Source organism: Streptosporangium sp. NPDC002607 (genome assembly GCF_053592655.1).
In genome coordinates, this window is record NZ_JBSFWD010000013.1 from 83,666 (window position 1) to 105,211 (window position 21,546).

Consider the following 21,546-nt stretch of genomic DNA (forward strand, 5'->3'; position numbering starts at 1 on the left):
TCATACCTGGTCGGCGGTCGCGGAGTTCAGGTGCTCGACCGAGGCGAGTATCCCGCAGTCGAGGGCCTCCCAGATGAGCTTCTCCACCTCGTCCATCCCACCGCGGATACTGCTCACGATCTTCTCGATGGACCGCTTGCCGTCCACCTCCCTGAGGAACTGCAACCAGCACGGCTCCGCGTATCCGTCGACGACGTACTCCAGTTGCCCGTCGAAGGCGATGTAGGAGGTCCATTTGTCCCCCGTCGAGTCGAGGATCATCACGTTCTCGCCGAGCTTCAGCACCAGGCTCCTGTCGAGCGGCCGCCGGCCGACGGAACGGGACTCGATCTCCATCCGTGCTTCCTCCCAATCGTTGATCTTCACGACCGTGGGCACCTCGCCGATCGCGTACGGCGTCGGCGGAGGCGCAGGCTGCCGCACCATCTGTTCCAGCAGGCCGAGATTGACGAGCCGGAGCAGGAGTTCGACCCGTCCCGACTGGGGATTGGCCTCCAGCCGCCGGAGCCACGCGCGCGCGTTGGGCACGTTCACGTGCTCGCGGGCCCCGTCGCAGGCCAGTGCCTCCTCCAGCAGCGCGTTCCCGTCCCTGGCCAGCATCGTGACGAAGGTCCGCTGCGTGCGGTGCACACCGTCACCCTCGTAGAACGCGACCTTCGGCCTGTTCACGATGTCGGGCGGCAGCAGGTCGCGCATGGCGAGCCGCAGGATTCGCTTGTCCCAGAGCAGGTCCTCACGCCGGGAGACGGGGATGGAGCCCAGCAGTTCCACGATGCGGTGGTCCAGGAACGGCACGCGGGACTCGATCGCGTTGCCGGACGCCGTCCGATCCTCGTGCCAGCAGTTGTACTGCTCGGTGTCCCGGGCCTTCCAGCGGAGAAAGGCCCGGTAAGGGTCGTCGAGCGATGTGCCGGTCAGCGCGTGGAGCGCCTCCTCGCGTATCAGGGGGAGCGTCTGGTCCTCCCACCACGAGGCGAGCGCGGGACGCCGGCCGAGGGCCGACTTCAGCCCCATGTCCCTGACGTTCGCCAGGAAGTCGGACCAGTCTCCGCCGCCGGCCAGCTCGACCGAGTAGCCGCCGTTGAACTCGTCGGCGCCGGCGCCCAGCATGATGCCCTTCAGCCCGGGGCGCACCGACTTGGCGTAGCGGTGGAGCCGGTACTTGTAGAACTGTTCGGGCCCGCACTGGGGTGTTTCGAGGAGCCAGAGCAGTTGCCTCCACTCCTCGGCCTCCGGCGCCTGGTCCGAGGGCAGCAGGACCTGGTGGTTGGGCAGGTCGAAGAGCCGGGCCACCCGGTGGGCGGAGTGGCTGTCGCCGTTCGCCACGGTGCTGCCGGTCAGCGTCGTGAAGGTGTGCAGCCCGGTGTGGGCGGCGAGCGCGGCGACCGACGCGGAGTCGATGCCCCCGCTGAGGAACAGCCCGATCTCCGCGTCCGCCGTGACGCACTCGTTCACCGAGGAGGCGAGGAGATCCCGGTAGGTCTCCACGTACTCCCTGTCATAGGCGGCCGAGTCACCACGCACCTCCGGCATGCGCCAGTAGCGGTGGGTGGACGTCTCCCCGTTCCGCAGGTCGACCTCGTAGATCGTCGCCGCAGGGACGTGCTCGATTCCGCGGAACCACGTGGTCGGCTCGCCCTGTTCGAGCACCGGCGCCGCGCAGAGCGCCTGGTCCGCGAGCGAGGACTCCCAGTCGATCGCGCGGGGACACTCCGGGTGCCTCAGCAGGCTCTTGATCTCCGACGCGAAGGCGATCGACCGGTCGTTCCTGGTGAGGAAGAGTGGCTTGATCCCGAAACGGTCCCGTGCCAGGAGCAGGCGGCCCCTCCTCAGGTCGAAGATCGCCACGGCGAACATGCCGCGCACCCGGTCCAGGAATCCCCTTCCCTCCAGCAGGTAGAGGTGGAGGAGGACCTCGCAGTCGGACTTGCCGCGGAACCTGGTCCCCGCCGGCAGCCGGGCGGCGAGTTCCCGATGGTTGTAGACCTCGCCGTTCGCGACGAGCATGACCTGGCCGTCCTCGCTGACGAAGGGCTGGCGGCCGCCGGGCGGATCGTTGAGCGACAGCCGGGTGAACCCCAGCGCGACGGTGTCCCTGAGCACCAGCTGCTCGTCGTCGGGGCCGCGATGGGCGATCGCCTTGACCATGCTGCGCAGGATGTGGTCCGAGTCCGCGGAAAGAGCGGATCCGTTGGTACTGGTAAAACCGGCAAGGCCGCACACGGGACACCTCGGTATCAGTCGTAGGGCGCCACATCCAGGTGGAGGTGGCGCCCGGCTTACATTAGGCAACCGACGCAAGAATGTTCTTGACCTCGGACTTCTTCACTTTCGGCTTCTTGTATCTCTTCATCGGATTCACCTCCCGTCTGAGTATTCATGGGCGTCCACACGGAGGTGCATCCTGATTGACGGCCGCTCGCCGTCGGGTGGCAGGTGCGGTTCTGCCTCCATGGGCGCGGGAAACGATCGGAAGCTATCACGCCGATGAAACGCCGAGGTATATGTGATGTATATGAGTATATGCATCGGACGTCACCCGCCCGGCGAGCTGGGAATTCTCTCGGTAACCGTATCCTGAACAGCCGTTGTATACGCCGGTCGTGGCCGTTTCCGCTTGCGGCGTGCACGGGCGCGGGTAATGATTCGGTGCCCGTCCACCCGAGAATTTCATGTCGCCGAAGGCCGGTCCGTATGATCCCGCGTTATTCACTGCCGCAGATGACGAGTCTGTGGACCGACGAAGCGAAATATCACACGTGGACCTCGGTGGAGGTGCTGGCCGCCGAGGGGCAGGCACTGCTGGGCGTGGTCTCCGAATCCGACCTGGCCGCGATCAGGCGGGGGAGGGCGCCGGCCCCCGGCGAGGTCGCCAGGCTGGAGGCGGCGCGCGACCACGAGGTGCTCGCCTTCCTCGCCGCCTTCACCTCGACGATCCCCGGTGACGCGGGGCGCTGGGTGCACCACGGCATGACCAGCTACGACCTGGTGGACACGGCCCTGGGGCACACGCTCGCGCGAGCCTGCGACCTGATCCTGGCGGCCGTCCGGCGGCTGCGGGACGCGCTGGGCCGCCGGGCCCTTGAGCAGTGGGACACGGTGTGCGTCGCGCGAACCCACGGGATCCACGCGGAACCGACGACCTTCGGACTGAAACTCGCGGTGCACGCCTTCGCCGTACAGCGCTGTCTCGGACGCCTGCGCGCGGCGAGGACGGCGGTGGCGGTGGGCACCGTCTCGGGCGCGGTGGGGACCTACTCGCAGGTCGATCCGCGTGTCGAGGAGTACGTGTGCGCCCGCCTGGGGCTGGGCGTCGAGCCGGTGCCCACCCAGGTCGTGGCGCGTGACCGGCACGCGGAACTGCTCGGCGCGCTGGCCGTCCTGGGCGCCGTGGTGGAGCACCTCGCGCTGGAGATGAGACTGCTCCAGCGGACCGAGATCTGCGAGGTGGAGGAGCCGAGGGCAGCGGGGTACCAGGGATCGAGCGCGATGCCGCACAAGCGGAACCCGACGCTCTGCGAGCGGCTCTGCGGCATCGCCAGGCTGCTTCGCGCGAACGCCTCCGCGGGCTATGAGGACGTCGCCCTGTGGCACGAGCGCGACCTGGCGCACTCGGCGGTGGAGCGCGTCGTCCTTCCGGACAGCACCACGCTGGCGCATTACCAGGCGACGAAGGCCGCAGAAATGGTCGAGGGGCTGCGGATAAACCCGGAGAGGATGCGCGAGAACCTCGACCTCACCAAGGGCCTCATATACAGCTCCGCGGTGCTCTCCGATCTGGTCGAGGACGGAATGGAGCGCGAAAAAGCCTACCGGCTCATCCAGGGGGCCGCCGCCGAATCCTGGGAGAACCGCGAGCCCCTGGCCCGGACACTGCTCGCGCGGGGCGTCGAAATCAACACCGGAAAGTACCGGCCGGAGCTGTTTCTCGGCGCCCGGGACCACCTCCGCGACCGGCTCGTCACGATGATCCAGAGGAGTGCCGACAATGTGGGGATTTGAAATCGTCAAAGGGCTGGAACTGGACGTCGAGGAGGTCGCCGCCCTCTATCACGCATCAGGTCTCGCCGAACGGCGACCGGTGGCTGACAGAAGCCGTTTCGCGGAAATGCTGCGGGAATCCAACCTCGTCGTCACGGCCCGTGTGGGAACACGTTTGATAGGCATTTCCCGATGCCTCACCGACGGCGCCTACGTCACCTATCTCTGCGATCTCGCGGTGGACCGTGAATTCCAGCGGAAAGGCGTGGGCAGGGGCCTGATCGAGGAGACGGGGAGGGCCGCCGGGCGCGCCAAGATCGTGCTGCTCTCCGCGCCCGCGGCCGCGGGGTACTACCCGCGCGTCGGATTCGTGAGGCACGACTCCGCCTGGGTGATGGACCCGATCGGCTGATCGGCGATGACTTCTCTCAAGGCGGAGGGATTCGACCGCCTGCTGGCGGGCGTCGCGGAACAGGCACGTGACTGTTCCCTCGTCGAGGACGCGATGAAGATCGCGCTGACGCTGGGCGGGACGATCCCGGAGAGTGTCGGCCGCGCCGCCCTGACGGCCGCCGAGCGCGTCGTCCTGGACGCGGCCCTGGAACACGGCGCGGCACTGGCGCCGGAGGGCGACGGCCCTGACGGCCGTGATGTCCTGGTCCTGGCCCGTACCGGCCGGCTCATGGTGCTCAGCGGCGGCCTTCCCGAGGGGGCACACCCGATCGGATCGCCGGCGTGGCCTCCCTCCGTTCCGTACCGCGAGGTGGCCGCCGGCCGGGACCTCGCGGCCCGGGAGGAGAGTGCCCGGCACGAAGAACTGCGGCGGTGGCTGAGCGACCAGCCCGCGGACGGGGTCCGCGCCCGGCTGGACCGCATCGCCTACGCCCTGGTGCACATGGCACCCGTCCTGCTGCACGTGGGCTCGCGGACCTACAGCAACCTGGGACGCCTCGGCAACCTCCCGGGCAGGACGATCGCCGCGGCCGCACCGGAGAGCCTGCTGACCACGCTGGCCGACCTGCCGGCCGGCCTCTGGCCTCCCGAGGACGCCACCTTCGTGGCCTGCCTCAACGCGCTCCTGCTCTCCGGCCCCCCGGTGCGGGCCGAGGAGTTCAACGGCGTCCAGCTCGGCCCCGCCGCGCTGGAGGAGTTCCTCACCGGCCGCATCGCGGCGTACGGAGCCGCGTCGCCCCCGCGCGGTGAGGAGGCGCTGGGGGAGTGGCTGGAGCGCCTGGCCACCGCCTGTGCCAGGGCGAGGGTTCAGGCCCAGGAGTCGGGTGCGCACTTCTACCGCGCCATCAACGGGGTCAGCCTGCACAAGCGCGAACTCGTCCTGGATCCCACGCCCGGCCACGCCGACGTGCCACCCGCCGTGGCCGGATTCCTGGAGCGGTCGGGCCCGATCCCCGAGCTGCTCACCGCACCCGCGCCACCCGGATTCGGCAGCGCCTACGAGGGGTTCCTGCACGAGTTCCTCCGGACCGTCGCCCGGTCGCTCGGCGCGGACGTCGCCATGGCCAGGGGGCCGCGCGACCTGCGAAGGCTCCTCGGCGACCCGTTGGCGCTGCGCACCGGCGACTTCTACTGCTGCGTCGTCGCGGGCGATTCCTTCGCCGACAGATTCGGCGGCGACCGGCCGGCACTGGCCCGTGCCCTCTCCGCGTACAGCGCGCGGATGCGCTTCAACACCTGGCACTACCTGCCGCACACCCTCGACGTCGCCGATCGGGACCGGGGGCGTGACGACTGGTTCTTCGCCCCCGCCATGCCGGACATCACCGAGTGGTCGGACCAGCATCACACCGGGCACGTGACGTTCGGCGTCCGGTACGCGATCCGCGTCCCCCTCGGGGTGACGCTCGGCGGGGCGTACCGGCCCGGCCTCTACGACCTTCGGCTCATGCGAGCCCAGGAACCGGCCTTCCAGCTGGGGCACCTGCGCGCCGCGGTCGCGATCGGACGGCTGCTCGCCGGCCTCCACCAGGAGATGGTCCCCCATGACCCGGACATCACCGACTTCGCCAACGAGTGGTACCGGACCTTCCATGCCTGACGTCACCTCGTGGACCGTCGGCGAGCTGCACGAGGCGTTCGCCTCCCGGCGGCTATCCCCGGTGGAACTCCTGGAGCGGATCTTCGAGCTTCCCGACAGGTGCAACGCGTTCGTCACCGTCGACCACGACCGGGCGATGGACACGGCCCGCGAGGCGGAGCGCCTGCTGATGGACTCCGGCCCCGACGCGCTCGGGGACAGGCCCCTGCTGGGCATACCGATCTCGGTGAAGGATCTGATCCCCACGCGAGGACTGCGGACCACCCGTGGCTCCCTGCTGCACCGCGACTGGATCCCCGATTTCGACGCGCCGGCCGTGGAGCGGCTGCGCGCGGCCGGAGCCGTCATCCTGGGCAAGACCAGCACCTCCGAGTTCGGCTGGAGCGCGGCGAGCAGGAACCGGGTCACCGGCGTGACCCCGAACCCCTGGGACGGCGAGCGGACCGCGGGCGGTTCCAGCTGTGGCGCGGCGGTGGCGGTGGCGACAGGACTGGGGGTCGGCGCCACGGGGACCGACGGCGCGGGTTCCGTCCGCATTCCCGCCGCCTTCTGCGGGGTGGTCGGTTTCAAGCCCTCCTTCGGCCGGATCCCCTACCATCCGCCCAGTGAGGAGCTCCTGTCCCACCTCGGCCCGCTGACCCGGGGCGTGGCCGACGCCGCGCTGCTGGTCGAGGTCATGGCGGGGCCCGACCGGCGAGACCTGTTCTCCCTCGACTCGGTGTGGCGCGGGCAGGACGTCCGGACCGGCGCGCCGCCGCTGAGAGTCGGATGGATCGACGGCCTGGGAGAACCCGCGCCCGACCCCGAGATCCTCCGGGTCGCCCGTTCGGCCGTGCGGGCGCTGGCCGAGGCCGGGCACGCCGTGCGGGAGATCCGGCCCCCCTTCGAGGACCCGTACCCGGCGCTGGTCACCATCCTGGCGAGCGCGGAGGCGGCGGCGCACGCCTCAGTCCCCGCCGGAGACGAGGCTCTCATCGATCCCGGCCGGTTGCCGATCATCGAGTACGGCAGGCGGCTCCGCGCGGTGGACCTCATGGCCGCGCAGCGGGCGCGCACCCGCCTGTGGGAGCAGGTACGCGGCTGGCTGGACGGGTTCGACCTGCTGGCGATGCCCACGGTGCCGGTCAAGCCGTTCCTCGCGACCGAGGACGAGCCGGACCTGAGGCTGGACAAGGGCGAGCCGTCCTGGCTGGGGTGGTCGCCGACCACCTACTGCTTCAACCTGACGGGACAGCCGGCCATCTCCCTTCCCGCGGGCTTCACCTCGGAAGGACTACCGGTCGGCGTACAGCTCGTGGCCGGATGGCGCGCGGACCACACGGTGCTTCGCGCGGCCCTCGACCTGGAACGGGTCCGCCCCTGGCGGCACACCTACCTGCACCTCCGCACCTCCCCAGCCCACGAAAGGAGCGGGTCGTCGTGACGATCGACGCCGCCGGCACATACTCGCGGACCACGACGGGAGCGGTCGACTTCGTGGAAAGGCACGACCTCTGGGACGACCGCCGCCGGGCCGCCGCCGCCGAGATCATCAGCTCGCTGGACTCGGTCGACTTCGTGCGCGTCGCCTTCGGGGACCCGCACGGCCTGGTCAGGTCGAAGACCGTGCCGGCCGAGGTGTTCCGGGTGGTCCTGCGCAACGGGATGGATTTCAGCCCCGGCCCGCTCGTCTTCGACACCGGACACGCCCTGGCCGTCGACGTCTTCGCCGAGGGCGGCGGCATCGGTCTCCCCGAGCTCACCGGCGCCGGCGACTTCGTCCTGGTGCCCGATCCGCTGACGTACCGGATCCTGCCCCACACCCGAAGCCGCACGGGATGGGTGCTCGGTGACGAGTACCTGCGCGACGGATCGCCTCATCCGCTCTCGTCGCGTCGCGTGCTCCGCGAGCTGGTCGCGGGTGCGCGGGCCCGGGGACTGGACTTCGTGGTGGGTCTTGAGGTGGAGTGGTATCTCACCAGGTTCGCCGGTGAGGATCGGGTGGGGGGCGTCGGCGGCTTCGGCACGCAGGGCTCGGCCCCCGAGGTCCTGCCCGTGGACGCGGGATACCAGTTCAACCTGGACGGCTGGAGCGACGCCCTGGAGCCCGTCGTCGATCCGCTGGCGCACGCGCTCCTTGAGCTCGGCCTGCCGCTCAGGTCGTTCGAGCACGAGTCCGGACCCGGCCAGCTGGAGTTCACCTTCGCGCCGATGGAGGGCCTGGAGGCCGCGGACGCGATGCTCCTGTTCCGTACCGTGACCAAGCAGGTATGCGCCCGCCTGGGATACCACGCCTCCTTCATGGCGCTTCCCGGCATCGCCGGCTTCGACCCCAGCGGCTGGCACCTCCACCAGTCGCTGGCCGAGCGCTCCACCGGCCGCAACGCGTTCGTCGCGACCGACGGCGCGCTCCTGTCCGAGCTCGGCCGCCACTACGTCGGCGGCCTGCTGACCCACGCCGCGGCCTCAAGCCTGCTGTGCGTCCCCACGGTGAACGGCTACCGGCGCGCGCACCGGGGGTTCACGCTCGCACCGGACCGGATCGGCTGGGCACAGGAGAACCGGGGAGCCCATATCCGGGTGGTGGGCGCGACGGGCGATCCGGCGACGCACGTGGAGAACCGGGTGGGGGAGCCCTGCGCCAACCCCTATCTCTACCTGGCCGCCCAGCTCGCCGCGGGTCTCGACGGGATCGACCGGCGGCTCGACCCGGGCGAGGCCGTCGCCGACCCCCACTCGGAGGCCCTCGACCCGCTGCCCGCGACCCTGCGCGAAGCACTCGCGGCCTTCGAGTCCGACGATTTCCATCCGCGGATCCTCGGCGAACACCTAACCTCGTGCCTTCGGCTGCTCAAACGGAGTGAGCTGGCCCGCTACGAGGAATGGCTCGCCAAGGCGGACCTCCTGGAGCACGACACGCCGACGTCGTGGGAGCACGACGAGTATTTCCCCGTTTACTAAGGAGTCGCAAAATGTCGGAATCGCGCTACAACTGGAGCGTTTCCCACCCCGGTCTCCACGAGCTGCAAAGGACCATCGAACCGATCCGGGAGAAGATCCTCGCCCACGACGTCTACAACTCGCTGAACGAGCTCGACGACGTGGTCGTCTTCATGGAGCACCACGTCTTCGCGGTCTGGGACTTCATGTCGCTGCTGAAGAACCTGCAGGGGCGGCTCACCTGCGTGCGGGTCCCCTGGGTCCCGCAGGGCCCCCGGACGAGCCGGCGCCTGATCAACGAGATCGTGCTCGTGGAGGAGAGCGACGAGCTCGGGGAAGGCCACATCAGCCACTTCGAGCTGTACGTCGAGGGGATGCGGCAGGCAGGTGCCGACGTGCGGCCCATCGAGTCGTTCGTCAGCCATCTGAGAGAGGGTGGAACGGTCCAAAAGGGATTGGAGCTCCCCGGTGTGCCACCGGCGGCCGCCGACTTCGTCAGGACCACCTGGAAGATCATCGAGTCCGCTCCCCTGCACGCCCAGGCGGCGACCTTCGCGTTCGGCAGGGAGGACCTCATCCCGGAGATGTTCGACCGCGTGTTGCGGACGGACCGGCACGCGGAGGCCCTGGAGAAGTTCCGCGACTACCTCTCTCGCCACATCGAGGTCGACGGCGAGCAGCACACGCCGATGGCCATGCAGATGCTGGTCGATCTCTGCGGGGACGATCGGCGGAAGTGGAACGACTGCGCGGCCACGCTGCGGACGGCGCTGGAGGCGCGCCACGCCCTGTGGGACGGCATAGCGGGACGTACCTCCCCGTCCGGTGCCGCTGCCGCGAAGACCGCCTGATCGTCGAAGTCCGGGCCGAGGGGACCGCGAGGTCATATCGTGTTCGGCGCGGTCCTCGCGGTCGCTTGCGGAATGACACGGAACGATGGGAACCAAAGATCAGCTATGGACACACAGGTCACCTATCCACGCGGCGACGTCCACGGGGTCTCGCGGGTGGTCTCGGCCACACCGGTGAGCGGCGGCTACGGCGTGGTGACGGCGCAGACACCGTTCCATCCCCTGGACCACACCTGGCCCGACCAGCCCGCCGACCGGGGGACCGTGAACGGGCTGCCGGTCGTCGACTGCGTGACCGGCGCGTCGGACGGCGAGCGGCTCTACCTGGGGGAGGAGATCCCGGTACGCCGCGGCGCCGACGGCTGGCAATGGCTCGTGGTCCACGTGCTGAAGGAGCCGATCGCCGGGGACGCCGAGCTGGTCGTCGACGAGGCGTACCGGTCGGCGCTCTCCGCGGGGCACAGCGCGTGTCACCTCGCCGCGCTGGCCCTCAACGCGGCGCTGGCCGACCGGTGGCGCAAGGAGGTGACGCCCGACTCGCTCGGCCGGCCCGACTTCGACCAGGCGGCGATCACCACGTCACGGATCGTGGAACACGGCAGTGACGACGTCTACCGCCTGGGCAAGTCGCTGCGGAGAAAGGGATTCGACGCCGAGGGCCTCGACCTCGCGGAACTCACCCGGCGGATCGACGACCAGCTCGGCGAGTGGATCGCGGCCGATGCGCCGATCACGGTGGACAGCCCGTCCCCTTCCCTGTCCGCGCGGCGGATGTGGCACTGTTCGCTGCCCGAAGGCGAGGCGCGCATCCCCTGCGGCGGGACGCATGTCTCGCGGACCTCCGAACTGGGTTCCGTACGGGTCTCCCTCTCCCTCCAGGACGCGGAGCTCACGATGCGCAGCGTGGTGAGCCCTCCCGCGTAGCGGCACGAGGGAGAGGTCGGCCCGCGGTCACACCGGACCGGTGAACATCGGCTCACCCCGCTCACCGGTCCTCCCGCTTTCCGGTCTTCCGGCTCAACCCGCTCTTTGGTCTTCCCCGCTCACCTGCTCACCGCGGAAGCCAGGGCGCGCACCCGCTCGGCGTTCCGGTCGTGGCCGATGACGACCGGTGGCTCGTTGTACGGCATGGCGTCGGAGGAGCGGCGCAGCTTGACGTACTGGCCGCAGGCGTCGACGGCGTAGGGTTCCATGTCGTCCTGGAGCGCGCCGATCACCGTGATCCCGTACGTCTCGCCGATCCGGCGGAACAGCGCCACGGCCTCCCTGCGATGCTCCTTGCCGAGGTTGCGGCCCAGCTCGTCGAGGACCAGGCACAGGTGCCCGCCACCGGAGGACGCGATCGCCGCCGCGCAGACCAGTTTCACCGCCTTCTCGTCCATCAGCGCGGTGTTGGCCCGCCGGTTGTACGGCACGAACCCCTGCCCCTCGCCCCTGCGCCACTTGGGCGTCACCCGCCACGCCCAGCGCTGCTCGGGGTCGGCGGGCGCGGGCGGCACGGGGAACTCCAGCGTCGCGCCGTAGCCTCCGTAGGAGGTGTCGAGCCTGTCGAACTCCTCGGCCACCCGGGTCAGCCGCGCCTTGATCGCGGCGGTCAGCGCGGCCCGGTGCACGGCGGTGGACTGCGCGGCCTCCTCGGCACCCTTGGCGGCGGCCGTCAGGTCACGCTGCCGGGTGGTGATCTGCGTCTCGATCTGGCGGCGCCGGTGCCGTTCGTACTCCTCCTGGCCGCGCAGGTAGGACGCGAGCGCCGAGCACACGCCGGGGAACGTCGCCTGCTCGCGGGCGGTGCGCCCGGCGCCGGGCGCGGTCCGCTCCCTGACCAGGAAGCGCAGTTCCTCGGGCATCTCCTCGTCCTCGCCGGGGAAGGTGTCGCGCAGCGCCTCGTCCAGGCGGCGCTCGGCGGCCCGCCACCACTCCTCGGCCGTCAGCGGGCGCTCCTGCTCGTCCAGGGCCCCCAGCCACTCGCGGGCACCGTCGACGGTGCCGCCCCAGTCGCCGGCCAGCGCGTCAAGCCTGAGCGCCTCGCGGTCGGCGGTGATTCTCGCCGCCTGCCCGGCGGCCTGGTCGCGGTCGGACTCGTGCCCGGCCCTGCGGCCCTCCAGGCGCTCGACCTCCATGCTCCTGGTACGGGCGCGGAAGTCCAGCGTGCTCGCCCGGCGCTCGGCCTCGCCCACCTTCGGCGCGACCTCGGCCAGTGCCTCGGTCAGCTCACCGAGCGTGTTCCGCCGCTCGGCCAGCCGCCGCTCGATGTCGGCCAGTTGTACCGACGCCTTGGCCCCCTCCAGCCGCCTGCCCGCCTCGGCCACGGCGTCCTCGGCGGCCCGTACGGCCGCCGCGGCGCTCTCCTGCGTGTCGCGCGCCCGGTGCAGCCGCTGCTCGGCGGCCTTGATCCGGGCCTCCCTGCCGGTGACGGCCACCTCGAACGCCCCCACGACGGTGACTCCCGCCGCGCTGACCAGCACCGAGCCGGGCAGCGCGTCCAGCGCCCGCGACGCGGCCTCCAGATCGGCCGCGTCGACGATCACCGCGTGCTCGTGCGGCCACCCGCGAGATCCCAGCGCGGCTGCTTTCCGCCCGGCCTCGTCCTCGCGGGCCTGCTCGGCGACGTCGATCGCGTCGAGCAGGCCGGTCGCTCCGACGCCCGCCTCGGCGAGCGCGTTGAGCTGGGCCGCGGCCGGCCCGCCCTCGGCGTCGTCCAGCGCCGCCTTCGCCCCCTCGACCTCGCGGTCGGCCACGCCCAGCGCTTTCAGCGCCTCGTTCAACCGTGTCCTGGCCTCGGCCAGCTCCGCGCCCGCCGCCGTCACGTCGCGCCCGTCGGCCAGCCGGCGCTGCTCCTCAAGCCCGGGAATCCAGCCGCGCAGGTCGTCCACCGAGTTCTCCGCCACCGCCCGGTCGGCGTCCAGCTTCGCGGCACGTGCCTGCAGGGTGGCCAGCTCTCTGCGAGCCTCGGCCAGACCGCGCTCCAGCGTGTCGTCCTTGAGCGTGGCGATCTCCGCCCTGATCTCGCCGATCGCCTCCGTGGCGCGCTCGGCCGCCGCGCCGGCCCGCTCCAGCTCCACCGCCAGCGCCTCGTCCCGCTGCCCCGCGTCGGCGAGCCTGCGCGCCAGCCGTCCCCGCCAGCGGCGCATCGCCTCGGCCAGCCGGACGCGGGCACGGTCGCGCCGGTCGAAGGTCTCCAGGAGCGTACGGGACTCGTCCTCGAACTCCCGCAGCAGCTCCATGGCCCGCGTCGCGCGCACCCGCCTGGCGTGCTCGTCGCGGCGGGCCTCCCGCTCCTGGTCGAGCTCGGCGTCCAGGCCGGTCAGCGCGGCGATCGCCTCGAAGACCCGCTCCGGGGAGATCTCGTTGAGCGGCTGGGAGAGCAGGTTGGTGGCGACCTTGCTCCGTACCGAGGTGGACAGGAACGACACGCACCTGACCCGGTCGCCGTACAGGAACCTGGTCAGGTCGCGCGCCACCACGTCACGTCGTCCCGCCGAGCGGGGCAGCGCCGCCCACAGCGCGTCGGCTCGCGTCACCCGCTCCGCCTCCGAGGCCGCCGACGCCAGGTGCACTCCCGGGGCCCACCTGATCTCCAGGTGCGGGGCCTCCTGGTTGACCCGCAGCCACACGGTCACCGCGTCGCCCAGGGAACCGGTGCGCGCCGGGTCGGCGTCCAGAGAGTCACCGTCCAGAGAACCACCGTCCGAGAGGGCGGCGTCCGGAAGGCCGGGGTCCATGGAGCCCGTGCCCATGGAGCCGGTGTTCGGAGAGCCCGTGTGCACGGAGCCGGCCGGCGCGAAGACACCGACGATGTAGCCGTGGTCGGCGCTGGCCCAGGTCCGGCCGCCGCCGCCCGCGGCGAGTTCGGCGTTGAACAGCAGCTCCGACACCGACTTGGCGCCCGAGGCGAAACGCCACTGCTCGTCTCCGAGCAGCGCTGTGATCATCGCGATGAACGACGACTTGCCCGCGCCGTTGGAGTCCTTCGGGCCGGCGCCCGCGACCACGATCAGCGTGCCCGGCACGGTCGGCACCGGGTGGGTCGAGAGCCGGGAGATGTTGACCGGCTGCACGGCGACCAGCACCCGGTCACCCACCACGTTCTCGGTCGGAGCGGTGGCACGGATCTCCACGGGGACCAGACTCGCCTGCGTCCCGGCAGAGGCCTCGGAGGTCTCGGCTCTCGCGGCCCGGCTCCCTCCGGCCGGCACGTCCCCGGCCGGAGCGGTCGCGGCCCGGCCGCCCTTGGCCGGCACGTCCCCGGGCCGGGGGTTCGCACCCCGGCCGCCCCTGGCCGGGATGTTCCCGGCTCCGGCCCGGACGGCTTCGCCCGTGCCCGTTCCGGTGTCGGCGGCCTTCGCGCGGCTCCCCCGTGAACTCTTCGCGGCCTGGTTCCGCTGGTCGGTCAACCCCGTCGTTCCTTTCTTCCGTCCCGTTCCCGATACCGGGAGCGCCGGGTCCTCGGTACTCCCCACCGGGGTCGACTCATCGCGTGGTGTGGTCGCTCCACTCCCGATCACCGCCGGTTGGCCCGTACGGCCGCGGCCAGCGGGGTGTGCGGCCCCGCCGCGAGGATCAGTTCCTCCTGCAGGCGCCGCCTGGCCTGCGGGGTCAGCCGGTGGAACTGCGGCCCCGGCACGTACCCCCCGGCCTCCTCGCCCGCCTTCACCTGGGTCACCAGACCCGCGTGACGCAGGGTGCGCAGTGCGGCCTCCAGCTCGCCGATCGGCAGCTTGGTATGCCGCCGCAACTCGTCGATCTGGGCCGGGAACGGCGAGAGCCAGCTGTCGGTGGGCAGCAGGCCGTCGGCCCTGGGAATCGCCACCGAGTGGATCAGCACCAGCACCAGCACCGCCCGCTCGGCCTCGTCCAACGTCGAGCCCGCCTGCGACACCGTGCCCGTTCCCGAAGCCGTGCCCGCTCCTGAGGCCGTGCCCGCGCCGAGTGTCCCGGCCGCGTAGCCGGAGATCCACGACTCGCGGTCGTGGATCAGGACCCGGCCGCGGCGCTCCAGCATCTCGGTGAGCGTGCGGCGCAGCACCGGGTCGCGCAGCGCGGAGAAGCGGGCCTCGTGCACCGGCTCGGCCGTGTGCTCCACCGCCATGAACGCCGCCACGATCTCGGCCCTGCGACGCTCGTCGAACGGGCCGAGCAGATCGGTGTCCACCTCGTCGGGAATCGTGACGCTCGCCCCCGCCTCAGCGTCCTCAGCGGCGCCGTCAGGGCCGTCATCGATGACCGGGAGCACCTCCGTGCCGCCCGGGGTCTCCTCCGCGGTGGGCAGGCGGCGCATCAGCTCCCGCAGCTGGGCGTGGGACGCGGGGGGCCAGGACGCGCACCGGGGGCCGAGCCGGACGAACCCGTCTGCGACCTCCAGCCAGGCCGAGTCGTGCAGGCGGCGCAGCGCGCCGATCGCCCAGTTGCGCATCAGGTCGTCGCCGCGCCCGATCAGGGCACGGTACGTCGACAGCACGTCGTCCACCGGGGCGGGGGTGCCGGGCCACGGGTCGGCGGTCAGGTCGCTCCAGCAGCAGCGCAGCGCCGCGGCCAGCACCCGCCGGGTCTCGCCGGATCGTTCCACCGGGACCGGCGCGACCTGGTACTCCTCCAGGAGCGAAGGGGTCGCCCCGTCGGGCCAGACCGGCAGCGCCATACCCGTCCCGTCACCGCGACCCAGCCGTGCCATCCCCGCCGGAGCCGCCTGTCCGGCATGGAGCGCGAGAGGTCCGCCCGACCTGGCCCGGACATGTGCCGTCGCGGACGGCTCGGCCTCCGAGGTCCGCGCGTACGCCTCGGTGGTACGGACGTGTGCCGTCGCGGACGGTTCAAGCCCGGTTTCCGGGGGCCGCGGGTACGTCTCGGCACCGGCTTCCCCGGTCGTCAGCGGGTGCTCGGGTGTCTCGGGGCCGCTGCTCGCCGGTTCGGTCGCCGGGACCGGTACGTGCCGCGGATCAGCCGACACCGCCGGTCCTTTCCAGGCGGCCGTGAGAGAGCCAGGCGGGTTCGGCGCCAGGGGTGGCGGTGAGGCCGTCGGACCAGCGCAGGCGATAGGGAGAGTCGGGGCGCAGGTCGGCCGAGACGAGGTCGGCCAGCAGACGGCGGGCGGAGACCCACTCGCCGTCGGCGGTGAGCAACTCCTCCAGCCGGGCGGTGGAGCGCCCGGCGAGGGCGGCCTCGGCCACGGTGGTCAGGTGGTCGAGGCCGTCGGTGGCGGGGTCGTGGGTGTCGGCGGGGCCGGTGTCGGGCAGGGCCGAGCGCGGGGGAGTGGGCTGGGCGGGTGCCGGGCGAGGGCTCTCGTCCACGGCCCTGACGATCGCCGCCGGATCGTGCCAGGGGGCGGGGGCGTCGAAGACGAAGCCGTCGAGCACCGAGGCCAGCCGCTCCTTGCTCGCGGTCTGCGCGAAGGTGCGCCAGAGCTCCGCGGGGAGCAGCGTCAGGTTCCTCGTCGTGCCTGCGGAGTCGGCCAGACGCCCGGCGGCACGGCGCGAGGCGTCGCTGTAGGAGTAGATCGCGGCACGCAGCTCGGTACAGGTGCGGTCGAGGTCGGGCCAGCGGGTGAGGATGGTGCCGTGCAGGTTCTGCGCCCGCCGGGCGATCTCCTCGGTGCCCCACAGCTTGGGGGCCTGCTCGCGCAACTCCTCGATGGTGCCGCCGGTCAGCGTGATCAGCTCCAGGGCCCAGAGCCGGAAGGCGCGCGAGAGGTTCTGCGCGCTGGCGCGGGCCTCCTCCATCGTCGTGCGGGGGTCGGCCACGTTGAGGTCTTCGAGCGCGAGCAGCCGGTGCATCTCCGACTGGCCGCCGTCGTCCATCATCCGGCGGATGAACATCAGCCCCACCACGCTGGTGAACGACGCGCGGTAGCGGAGCTGGTTGGGCTTGGGAAACACCTCGCGGATCGCGCCGAGGCCTCGCAGGACCCGGAGCCGGTTCTCGAACCGGTCGAGCGGATAGGCCCGGCAGACGTTGCGCATCTGCTCGTGGGTCAGCCACTCCTCGCCGGCCTCGGCGAACGCCGCGAACAGGGTCTCGGCGATGTCGACCAGCGCGGGGTCGTCCACCACCGCGCCGCTGTCGCGGGCGAGCGCCGCGAACATGCGGCGGTAGGTCGAGAGCACGGCCTCCTCGGTGAGGGCCGAGTCGAGCGTGAGCTCATGGTTCGTCTCTGGCACGCGCCCTACCGTAAGGCTTGCGCCCGACATCCCTGACCCGCATCAGCGGAAAGCGCAGGTGGGACGGCCAATCGTAGGTCTCTCACCGACCTCGCACGGCCTGTCGCAGGCTTTCCGGATAACGGAGCGGGAGCGCGCCCATCAGCATTCCGCAACTATTCGCAACTTTCAGGACAGATCGCAACATCCGACGTACGGTCGGAGGATCAACCCCCCGCGGTGACGAGGTGACGGAGATGGCGACCTCCACAGCACGCATCGACGAGGCCAAAGGCATTCTCGCCGCCAGGCTCAGGGCGCTTCGCGCCGACGCCGGGCTGACCGGGCGAGCGCTGGCGGCCAAGACCGGCCTGGACCACACCAAGATCTCAAAGATCGAGAACGCGGTCCAGATGCCCAACCAGGCCGACATCCGGACGTGGTGCGAGGCCTGCGACGCGGACGAGCAGGTGGTCGACCTGATCGCGGCCGCCCAGAACATCGACGCCATGTACACCGACTGGCGCCGCCTTGAGGAGAGCGGCCTCGGCCACGTGCAGCGCTCCTTCCAGCCGCTGTACGACAGGACCCACCAGTTCCGCGTCTGGCAGCACTCGGCCGTCCCCGGCCTGCTCCAGACCGGTGACTACGCCCGCGGCCACCTGCGCGCCATCATCGACTTCCGCGGCATCCCCGATGACATCGACGCCGCGGTCGCGGCGAGGCTGAGACAACAGGAGATCCTGCGCAACGGGAGCAAGCGGTTCGCGTTCGTCGTCGGCGAGCAGGCACTCCGCACCCCGCTGGTCGGCCCGGCGGAGATGGCCGCCCAGCTCGACCGGCTGGCGGAGCTGACCTCGGGCGTCGCGAACGTGTCCTTCGGCATCGTCCCCGCGACGATCAGGCCGCCGCTCATGCCGCCGGAGAACTTCTGGATATACGACGCCAACCGGGTCCGCGTCGACACCGTGCCGGGCCAGATCCAGCACAAGGCCCCGAGCGACGTGGGCGTGTACGAGAAGGCGTTCCGGGCGCTGAGCGGTGCCGCGGCCTACGGGCAGGAGGCCCGCGCCCTGTTGCGGGCCGCGGCCGCCGCGTTGGGCGAGAAGTGAACTCGCAACATCGCGCAACACCGTTGAGGTGGGCATCCCATGATCTCTAGTCTCGCGAGCGTGACCGTTGATCACACACCCCCCGAAGACCTCGCGCCGCACCCAGCCGAACTCCGGGCCCGTGAACTGGCGGCCCTGCTGGCGCGAGCCCACAACATCCCGGCGGACGTCCACCGCCTGCCGTCCGGCAAGATAGTCGTCTCCGTCTACTACGGGCTGGTCGCCCGCCTCGACGACGCCTGCCGTTTCTGGTGGGTCGTCCCGGCCTCCACCGGCCGGCACAGACCGCTGTGGACGAGCGCCGCCACCCCGGTCGCGGCCGCGTTCCGGATCGCCACCCACTACCGGGAGATACGGGCCCACCCGCTGGCCCACCTGATCTGCGGCGGCTACCTGCTGACCGACGTCCTGCTGGAACACCACACCGTCGCCCCGGTCTGACGCCGCCGGGATCTCCGCCCAGCGGGCCGGGCAGGGCGGCGGGTAGCCGATGTCAGGTGTGTACAGCCGCGTCATGGCCATGCCGGTGGTGCCGCATACGCGCTTGACCACGGTGGGGATGTCGATCACGCGGAGCCGGACGGAGTCGTCGTGCGAACCGGTCACCGGGCCGCGGCCGTGGTCGTCGGCATATCGGCTTGCCGACGAGGATGGGATCCGGATGCTCGCACACCGCGTCCGTGAACACCCTCAAAGGGGCAGAGGTCGATGGGCGAGGCCATTGTGAGGCGTCGGCGGAGGACAACCCGACGGGGGTGCTAAACAGTCGGCACTTATTCGGGTTATATGTTCACGCCATTACATAGTCCACGGAGCGTGGTCCAGATGGAGCCGGTGACGGCAATCCTCCCTCGTAAGGACGATAACCTCATGTCAGGCTTTTCGGTGTTTAACGCTGGTACGCAGTAATCGGCTGAATTCTGTGGGTAGTCTCCTCGCGTGTGGGTAGTGGCCCCGGGCCAGGCACGAGCGCACCGCGAAACGACGGGGGAGACAACCCATGATCAGCGTCCTGATCGCCGAGGACATGCACCTGGTCCGGGGGGCCATGGTCGCCCTGCTCTCCACCGAGGACGACATCAAGGTCGTGGGAGAGGTCGGTCACGGCGACGAGGTGGTCCGCTCCTGCCTGCAGCATCGGCCGGACGTCGCACTCCTCGACATCGGCCTGCCCGGCACCGACGGCCTCACCGCCGCGGCGGAACTGCACAGAAGGCTCCCCGAGTGCGCCACGGTGATCCTGACCGGGCTCGCGACCCCGGCCGCGCTGCACCGCGCGCTGGACGCGGGGGCACGCGGTTTCGTCGTCAAGGACACCCCGGCGAGCCAGCTCGCCGACTGCGTACGCCGGGTGGCCGCCGGCCAGCAGGTCGTCGACCCCGAGCTGGCCGTCGCCACCCTCAACGCGAAGCCGAACCCGCTCACCCCGCGCGAGCTGGAGGTCCTGCAGGCCGCGGCCGAGGGCGCACCGGTCGGCGAGATCGCCGACCGGCTCTGCCTGTCCGGCGGCACGGTACGCAACTACCTGGCGCGGATCCTCACCAAGGTCGACGCCCGCACGCGCGTGGAGGCGGTCAGGATCGCCAAGGAGGCGGGCTGGCTCTGGTCCGACGACCTGACCGAACTCGGCCTGATCCGCTCTCGGAGGACGGGCTAGGTGTTCTGTCTCGTGCGTTCAGCCCGATCGGGCGGTGCGGGGCGGGTGCTGAGCCGGTCCCGCCGAGGAGATCAGAGGCAGCCGGTCAGGGCGGGCAGGAAGTCCGGGCACCGATGCGGTCGCCCGTGCTCCGTCACGGGCCCGACCGATCGCGGCGACGGCGGCGTCCGGGTCGTCGGCGTAGCAGCGGAGGCGCCGGGCCGTGACGACGGCTCCCAGCGGGCGCACCGCGGTCACCGGCTCCGCCAGGTCGACGACCAGGTTCGTCTGGGACGACACCGCCAGGGAGAGTTCGTCACCGGTCACCCGCAGGAGACCTTCGTGGTCGTAGCGCCGGTCCACCCGTACGGACTCGACCAGTGCCATCGGCACGCGGAGGTCGAACAGGGTACCCCAGCGGAGCCTGAGCTCGCCCGGGGCGGCGACATGGGGCCGGACGATGCCGGCGGCCGTCATCGCCAGCATGGTGACCACGGTGTACACATCTAGGACCAGCACGACCGCGTGGACGACGGGCCAGGGCAGCAGGATGGCCAGAGCCACCGTCTCGATCACGCACACCACGAGCAGGATGACCATCATGGGGGTCTGCTCGCGGGCGTAGCCGATCGCGACGGCGTCGCCGCGGACCCCCTGCCGCCGCCCGGCGACCAGATATCCGATGCTCGCCACGGCTCTCGCCTCATGCGCCGTCAACCGCAGGACCGGCTCGGGAACCAGCTCCCGCAGTGCCGCCCCGGCCGCCTCGGCGGCCGTCAGGCCCGCCGATCGGTGCCTCCTGAACGCCCCGGTCAGCAGGAACGCCTCCACCCCGACGAGAGTGGCGACGGCCACCTCGGCTACCACGATCACCGGCATCGGGATGGGGACGCCCGCGACCAGGCATACCACCAGGGCCATCTCCGCGGGGAGCACCGCGTAGGCGATCGCGCGGACCAGCCGCTTCATCTGAATACCTCCAGCGTGGAGACCCCGGGCTGCGGCCGCGGGGAGGAAGTCAGGACAGCCGCCCGCTGAGGAGCCGCAGCGTCGTGCGTACGACCTCGGCCTGGGCCGGGGGAAGATCCGCCAGGAAGGCCGCACCGAGTGGATCGGTGGAGGCCCCCGGGAGATCGGAGCTGAGGAGGGCCAGCAGGTCGGCCGGGATGTGGTCGGCGAACTCGGCGGCCAGCGGGGGGATCCGCGGATCGTCGGCGGTCGCCTCGGTCAGCTCGCCGAGCCTGCGGTAGAGCTCGTAGGAGCGGGCCACGGCGCCGGGGTCGGCGGCCATCGGCCGCATGGCGGCGAACAGCCGCTCCCGATCCTCGGGAGTGGCTGCCGTGTCCATCAGCGCGAGCAGTTCGCGGTCCCAGGCCGCCAGCGCGGGTTCCGGCAGCTCGGCCGCCGAGGTCGACATCGCGCCGAACAACCCGGCCAGCCCGGGGGAGACCACGTCGTCGGGGTCGAGTTCGGCGCCGGAGGCCTTTTCCAGCAGCACCGCCAGCCGGGACCGGCGCTCCTGGATCGCCCGCTCCTGGCGGGCGAGGTCGGCGTCCAGTTCGACGAGCACCTCGTGCAGGTCACGGCCCCGGTCGTCGGCCAGGACGTCGCGTACCTCCTCAAGGGCCAGGCCGAGTTCGGTGAGCCGCCGTATCCGTGCCAGCTCGACCGCGTCCCGCAGGCCGTACACGCGGTAGCCGTTGGGCCGCCGCGGCGGTTCTGGCAGCAGTCCCTGGTGGTGGTAATGGCGTACGGCGCGGGTGGTGATGCCGACCAGCGCCGCGACCTCTCCGATTCGCATGCCTGCATTACAGACGTTGACGTCGCGTCAAGGTCAAGCTCCTCCCTGACCGCGACCTAT

16 protein-coding genes are annotated in these 21,546 nt (G+C 71.2%); 10 read left to right on the forward strand and 6 right to left on the reverse strand.

Annotated elements, in window-relative coordinates; genetic code table 11:
- Positions 1-2,223: an asparagine synthase (glutamine-hydrolyzing) gene (asnB, locus tag ACWD3H_RS17275; protein WP_451955662.1), complete on the reverse strand. Its 2,223-nt coding sequence runs from the start codon at positions 2,221-2,223 to the stop codon at positions 1-3.
- 471 nt (positions 2,224-2,694) lie between these two features.
- Here asnB and purB point away from each other — a divergent pair, with 471 nt between their 5' ends.
- The 7 genes from purB (at position 2,695) to ACWD3H_RS17310 (ending at position 10,728) form a co-directional block, all read left to right on the forward strand.
- On the forward strand, positions 2,695-4,002 hold the full coding sequence (gene purB / locus ACWD3H_RS17280; RefSeq protein ID WP_451955663.1) for an adenylosuccinate lyase: 1,308 nt from the start codon (positions 2,695-2,697) through the stop codon (positions 4,000-4,002).
- Positions 3,989-4,393 (forward strand): GNAT family N-acetyltransferase, encoded by a 405-nt coding sequence (locus ACWD3H_RS17285; RefSeq protein ID WP_451955664.1) that lies wholly within the window; start codon positions 3,989-3,991, stop codon positions 4,391-4,393. Before purB ends, ACWD3H_RS17285 begins: the two co-directional genes overlap by 14 nt.
- A 6-nt stretch (positions 4,394-4,399) precedes the next feature.
- Positions 4,400-6,034, forward strand: coding sequence for a hypothetical protein (locus ACWD3H_RS17290; protein WP_451955665.1), 1,635 nt, complete (start codon positions 4,400-4,402; stop codon positions 6,032-6,034).
- Positions 6,027-7,457, forward strand: a complete 1,431-nt coding sequence (locus ACWD3H_RS17295; RefSeq protein ID WP_451955666.1) for an amidase — start codon at positions 6,027-6,029, stop codon at positions 7,455-7,457. The genes ACWD3H_RS17290 and ACWD3H_RS17295 overlap by 8 nt, the downstream gene beginning before the upstream one ends.
- Positions 7,454-8,974 carry a glutamine synthetase family protein gene (locus ACWD3H_RS17300; RefSeq protein ID WP_451955667.1) on the forward strand — a complete coding sequence of 507 codons (1,521 nt, stop codon included), beginning with the start codon at positions 7,454-7,456 and terminating at the stop codon, positions 8,972-8,974. Before ACWD3H_RS17295 ends, ACWD3H_RS17300 begins: the two co-directional genes overlap by 4 nt.
- Before the next feature lie 11 nt (positions 8,975-8,985).
- Entirely contained in the window at positions 8,986-9,804 is an 819-nt protein-coding gene (locus tag ACWD3H_RS17305) for a DUF3050 domain-containing protein (RefSeq protein ID WP_451955668.1), read from the forward strand.
- Between the two features lie 105 nt (positions 9,805-9,909).
- Positions 9,910-10,728: an alanyl-tRNA editing protein gene (locus ACWD3H_RS17310; RefSeq protein WP_350916647.1), complete on the forward strand. Its 819-nt coding sequence runs from the start codon at positions 9,910-9,912 to the stop codon at positions 10,726-10,728.
- A 119-nt stretch (positions 10,729-10,847) separates the two neighbouring features.
- On the opposite strand, the gene ACWD3H_RS17315 is transcribed toward ACWD3H_RS17310, so the two are convergent.
- From ACWD3H_RS17315 to ACWD3H_RS17325, 3 genes are all read right to left on the reverse strand, one after another.
- A complete protein-coding gene (locus tag ACWD3H_RS17315; protein ID WP_451955669.1) occupies positions 10,848-14,198 on the reverse strand; it encodes a chromosome partitioning protein ParA in 3,351 nt (1,116 codons plus the stop codon).
- A gap of 107 nt (positions 14,199-14,305) precedes the next feature.
- A complete protein-coding gene (locus ACWD3H_RS17320; RefSeq protein WP_451955670.1) occupies positions 14,306-15,751 on the reverse strand; it encodes a hypothetical protein in 1,446 nt (481 codons plus the stop codon).
- Positions 15,741-16,958 carry a hypothetical protein gene (locus ACWD3H_RS17325; protein WP_355551307.1) on the reverse strand — a complete coding sequence of 406 codons (1,218 nt, stop codon included), beginning with the start codon at positions 16,956-16,958 and terminating at the stop codon, positions 15,741-15,743. Before ACWD3H_RS17325 ends, ACWD3H_RS17320 begins: the two co-directional genes overlap by 11 nt.
- A gap of 236 nt (positions 16,959-17,194) precedes the next feature.
- Between ACWD3H_RS17325 and ACWD3H_RS17330 the strand changes: the two genes are divergently transcribed.
- The 3 genes from ACWD3H_RS17330 to ACWD3H_RS17340 all read left to right on the forward strand — a co-directional run bounded on the left by ACWD3H_RS17330 (position 17,195) and on the right by ACWD3H_RS17340 (position 19,706).
- On the forward strand, positions 17,195-18,049 hold the full coding sequence (locus ACWD3H_RS17330; RefSeq protein ID WP_350960159.1) for a helix-turn-helix domain-containing protein: 855 nt from the start codon (positions 17,195-17,197) through the stop codon (positions 18,047-18,049).
- 60 nt (positions 18,050-18,109) lie between these two features.
- Positions 18,110-18,490, forward strand: coding sequence for a hypothetical protein (locus tag ACWD3H_RS17335; protein WP_350960161.1), 381 nt, complete (start codon positions 18,110-18,112; stop codon positions 18,488-18,490).
- A gap of 559 nt (positions 18,491-19,049) precedes the next feature.
- On the forward strand, positions 19,050-19,706 hold the full coding sequence (locus ACWD3H_RS17340) for a response regulator transcription factor (RefSeq protein ID WP_355551304.1): 657 nt from the start codon (positions 19,050-19,052) through the stop codon (positions 19,704-19,706).
- Between the two features lie 18 nt (positions 19,707-19,724).
- On the opposite strand, the gene ACWD3H_RS17345 is transcribed toward ACWD3H_RS17340, so the two are convergent.
- Together ACWD3H_RS17345 and ACWD3H_RS17350 are read right to left on the reverse strand one after the other, a co-directional pair.
- Complete coding sequence (locus ACWD3H_RS17345; protein WP_451955671.1) at positions 19,725-20,654, reverse strand: hypothetical protein; 930 nt, start codon at positions 20,652-20,654, stop codon at positions 19,725-19,727.
- A gap of 49 nt (positions 20,655-20,703) precedes the next feature.
- The gene (locus tag ACWD3H_RS17350) at positions 20,704-21,486 is read right to left on the reverse strand and encodes a MerR family transcriptional regulator (RefSeq protein ID WP_451955672.1); all 783 of its coding nucleotides are present in this window, start codon (positions 21,484-21,486) and stop codon (positions 20,704-20,706) included.
- Positions 21,487-21,546: the final 60 nt, after the last annotated feature.

Bases quoted from the DNA above. Each gene is read 5' to 3' on its own strand.
- ACWD3H_RS17310 (WP_350916647.1), top strand. From the start codon at position 9,910: ATGGACACACAGGTCACCTATCCACGCGGCGACGTCCACGGGGTCTCG.
- ACWD3H_RS17330 (WP_350960159.1), top strand. From the start codon at position 17,195: ATGGCGACCTCCACAGCACGCATCGACGAGGCCAAAGGCATTCTCGCC.
- ACWD3H_RS17290 (WP_451955665.1), top strand. From the start codon at position 4,400: ATGACTTCTCTCAAGGCGGAGGGATTCGACCGCCTGCTGGCGGGCGTC.
- ACWD3H_RS17305 (WP_451955668.1), top strand. From the start codon at position 8,986: ATGTCGGAATCGCGCTACAACTGGAGCGTTTCCCACCCCGGTCTCCAC.
- ACWD3H_RS17350 (WP_451955672.1), bottom strand. From the start codon at position 21,486: ATGCGAATCGGAGAGGTCGCGGCGCTGGTCGGCATCACCACCCGCGCC.
- purB (WP_451955663.1), top strand. From the start codon at position 2,695: ATGATCCCGCGTTATTCACTGCCGCAGATGACGAGTCTGTGGACCGAC.
- ACWD3H_RS17295 (WP_451955666.1), top strand. From the start codon at position 6,027: ATGCCTGACGTCACCTCGTGGACCGTCGGCGAGCTGCACGAGGCGTTC.
- ACWD3H_RS17345 (WP_451955671.1), bottom strand. From the start codon at position 20,654: ATGAAGCGGCTGGTCCGCGCGATCGCCTACGCGGTGCTCCCCGCGGAG.
- ACWD3H_RS17340 (WP_355551304.1), top strand. From the start codon at position 19,050: ATGATCAGCGTCCTGATCGCCGAGGACATGCACCTGGTCCGGGGGGCC.
- ACWD3H_RS17285 (WP_451955664.1), top strand. From the start codon at position 3,989: ATGTGGGGATTTGAAATCGTCAAAGGGCTGGAACTGGACGTCGAGGAG.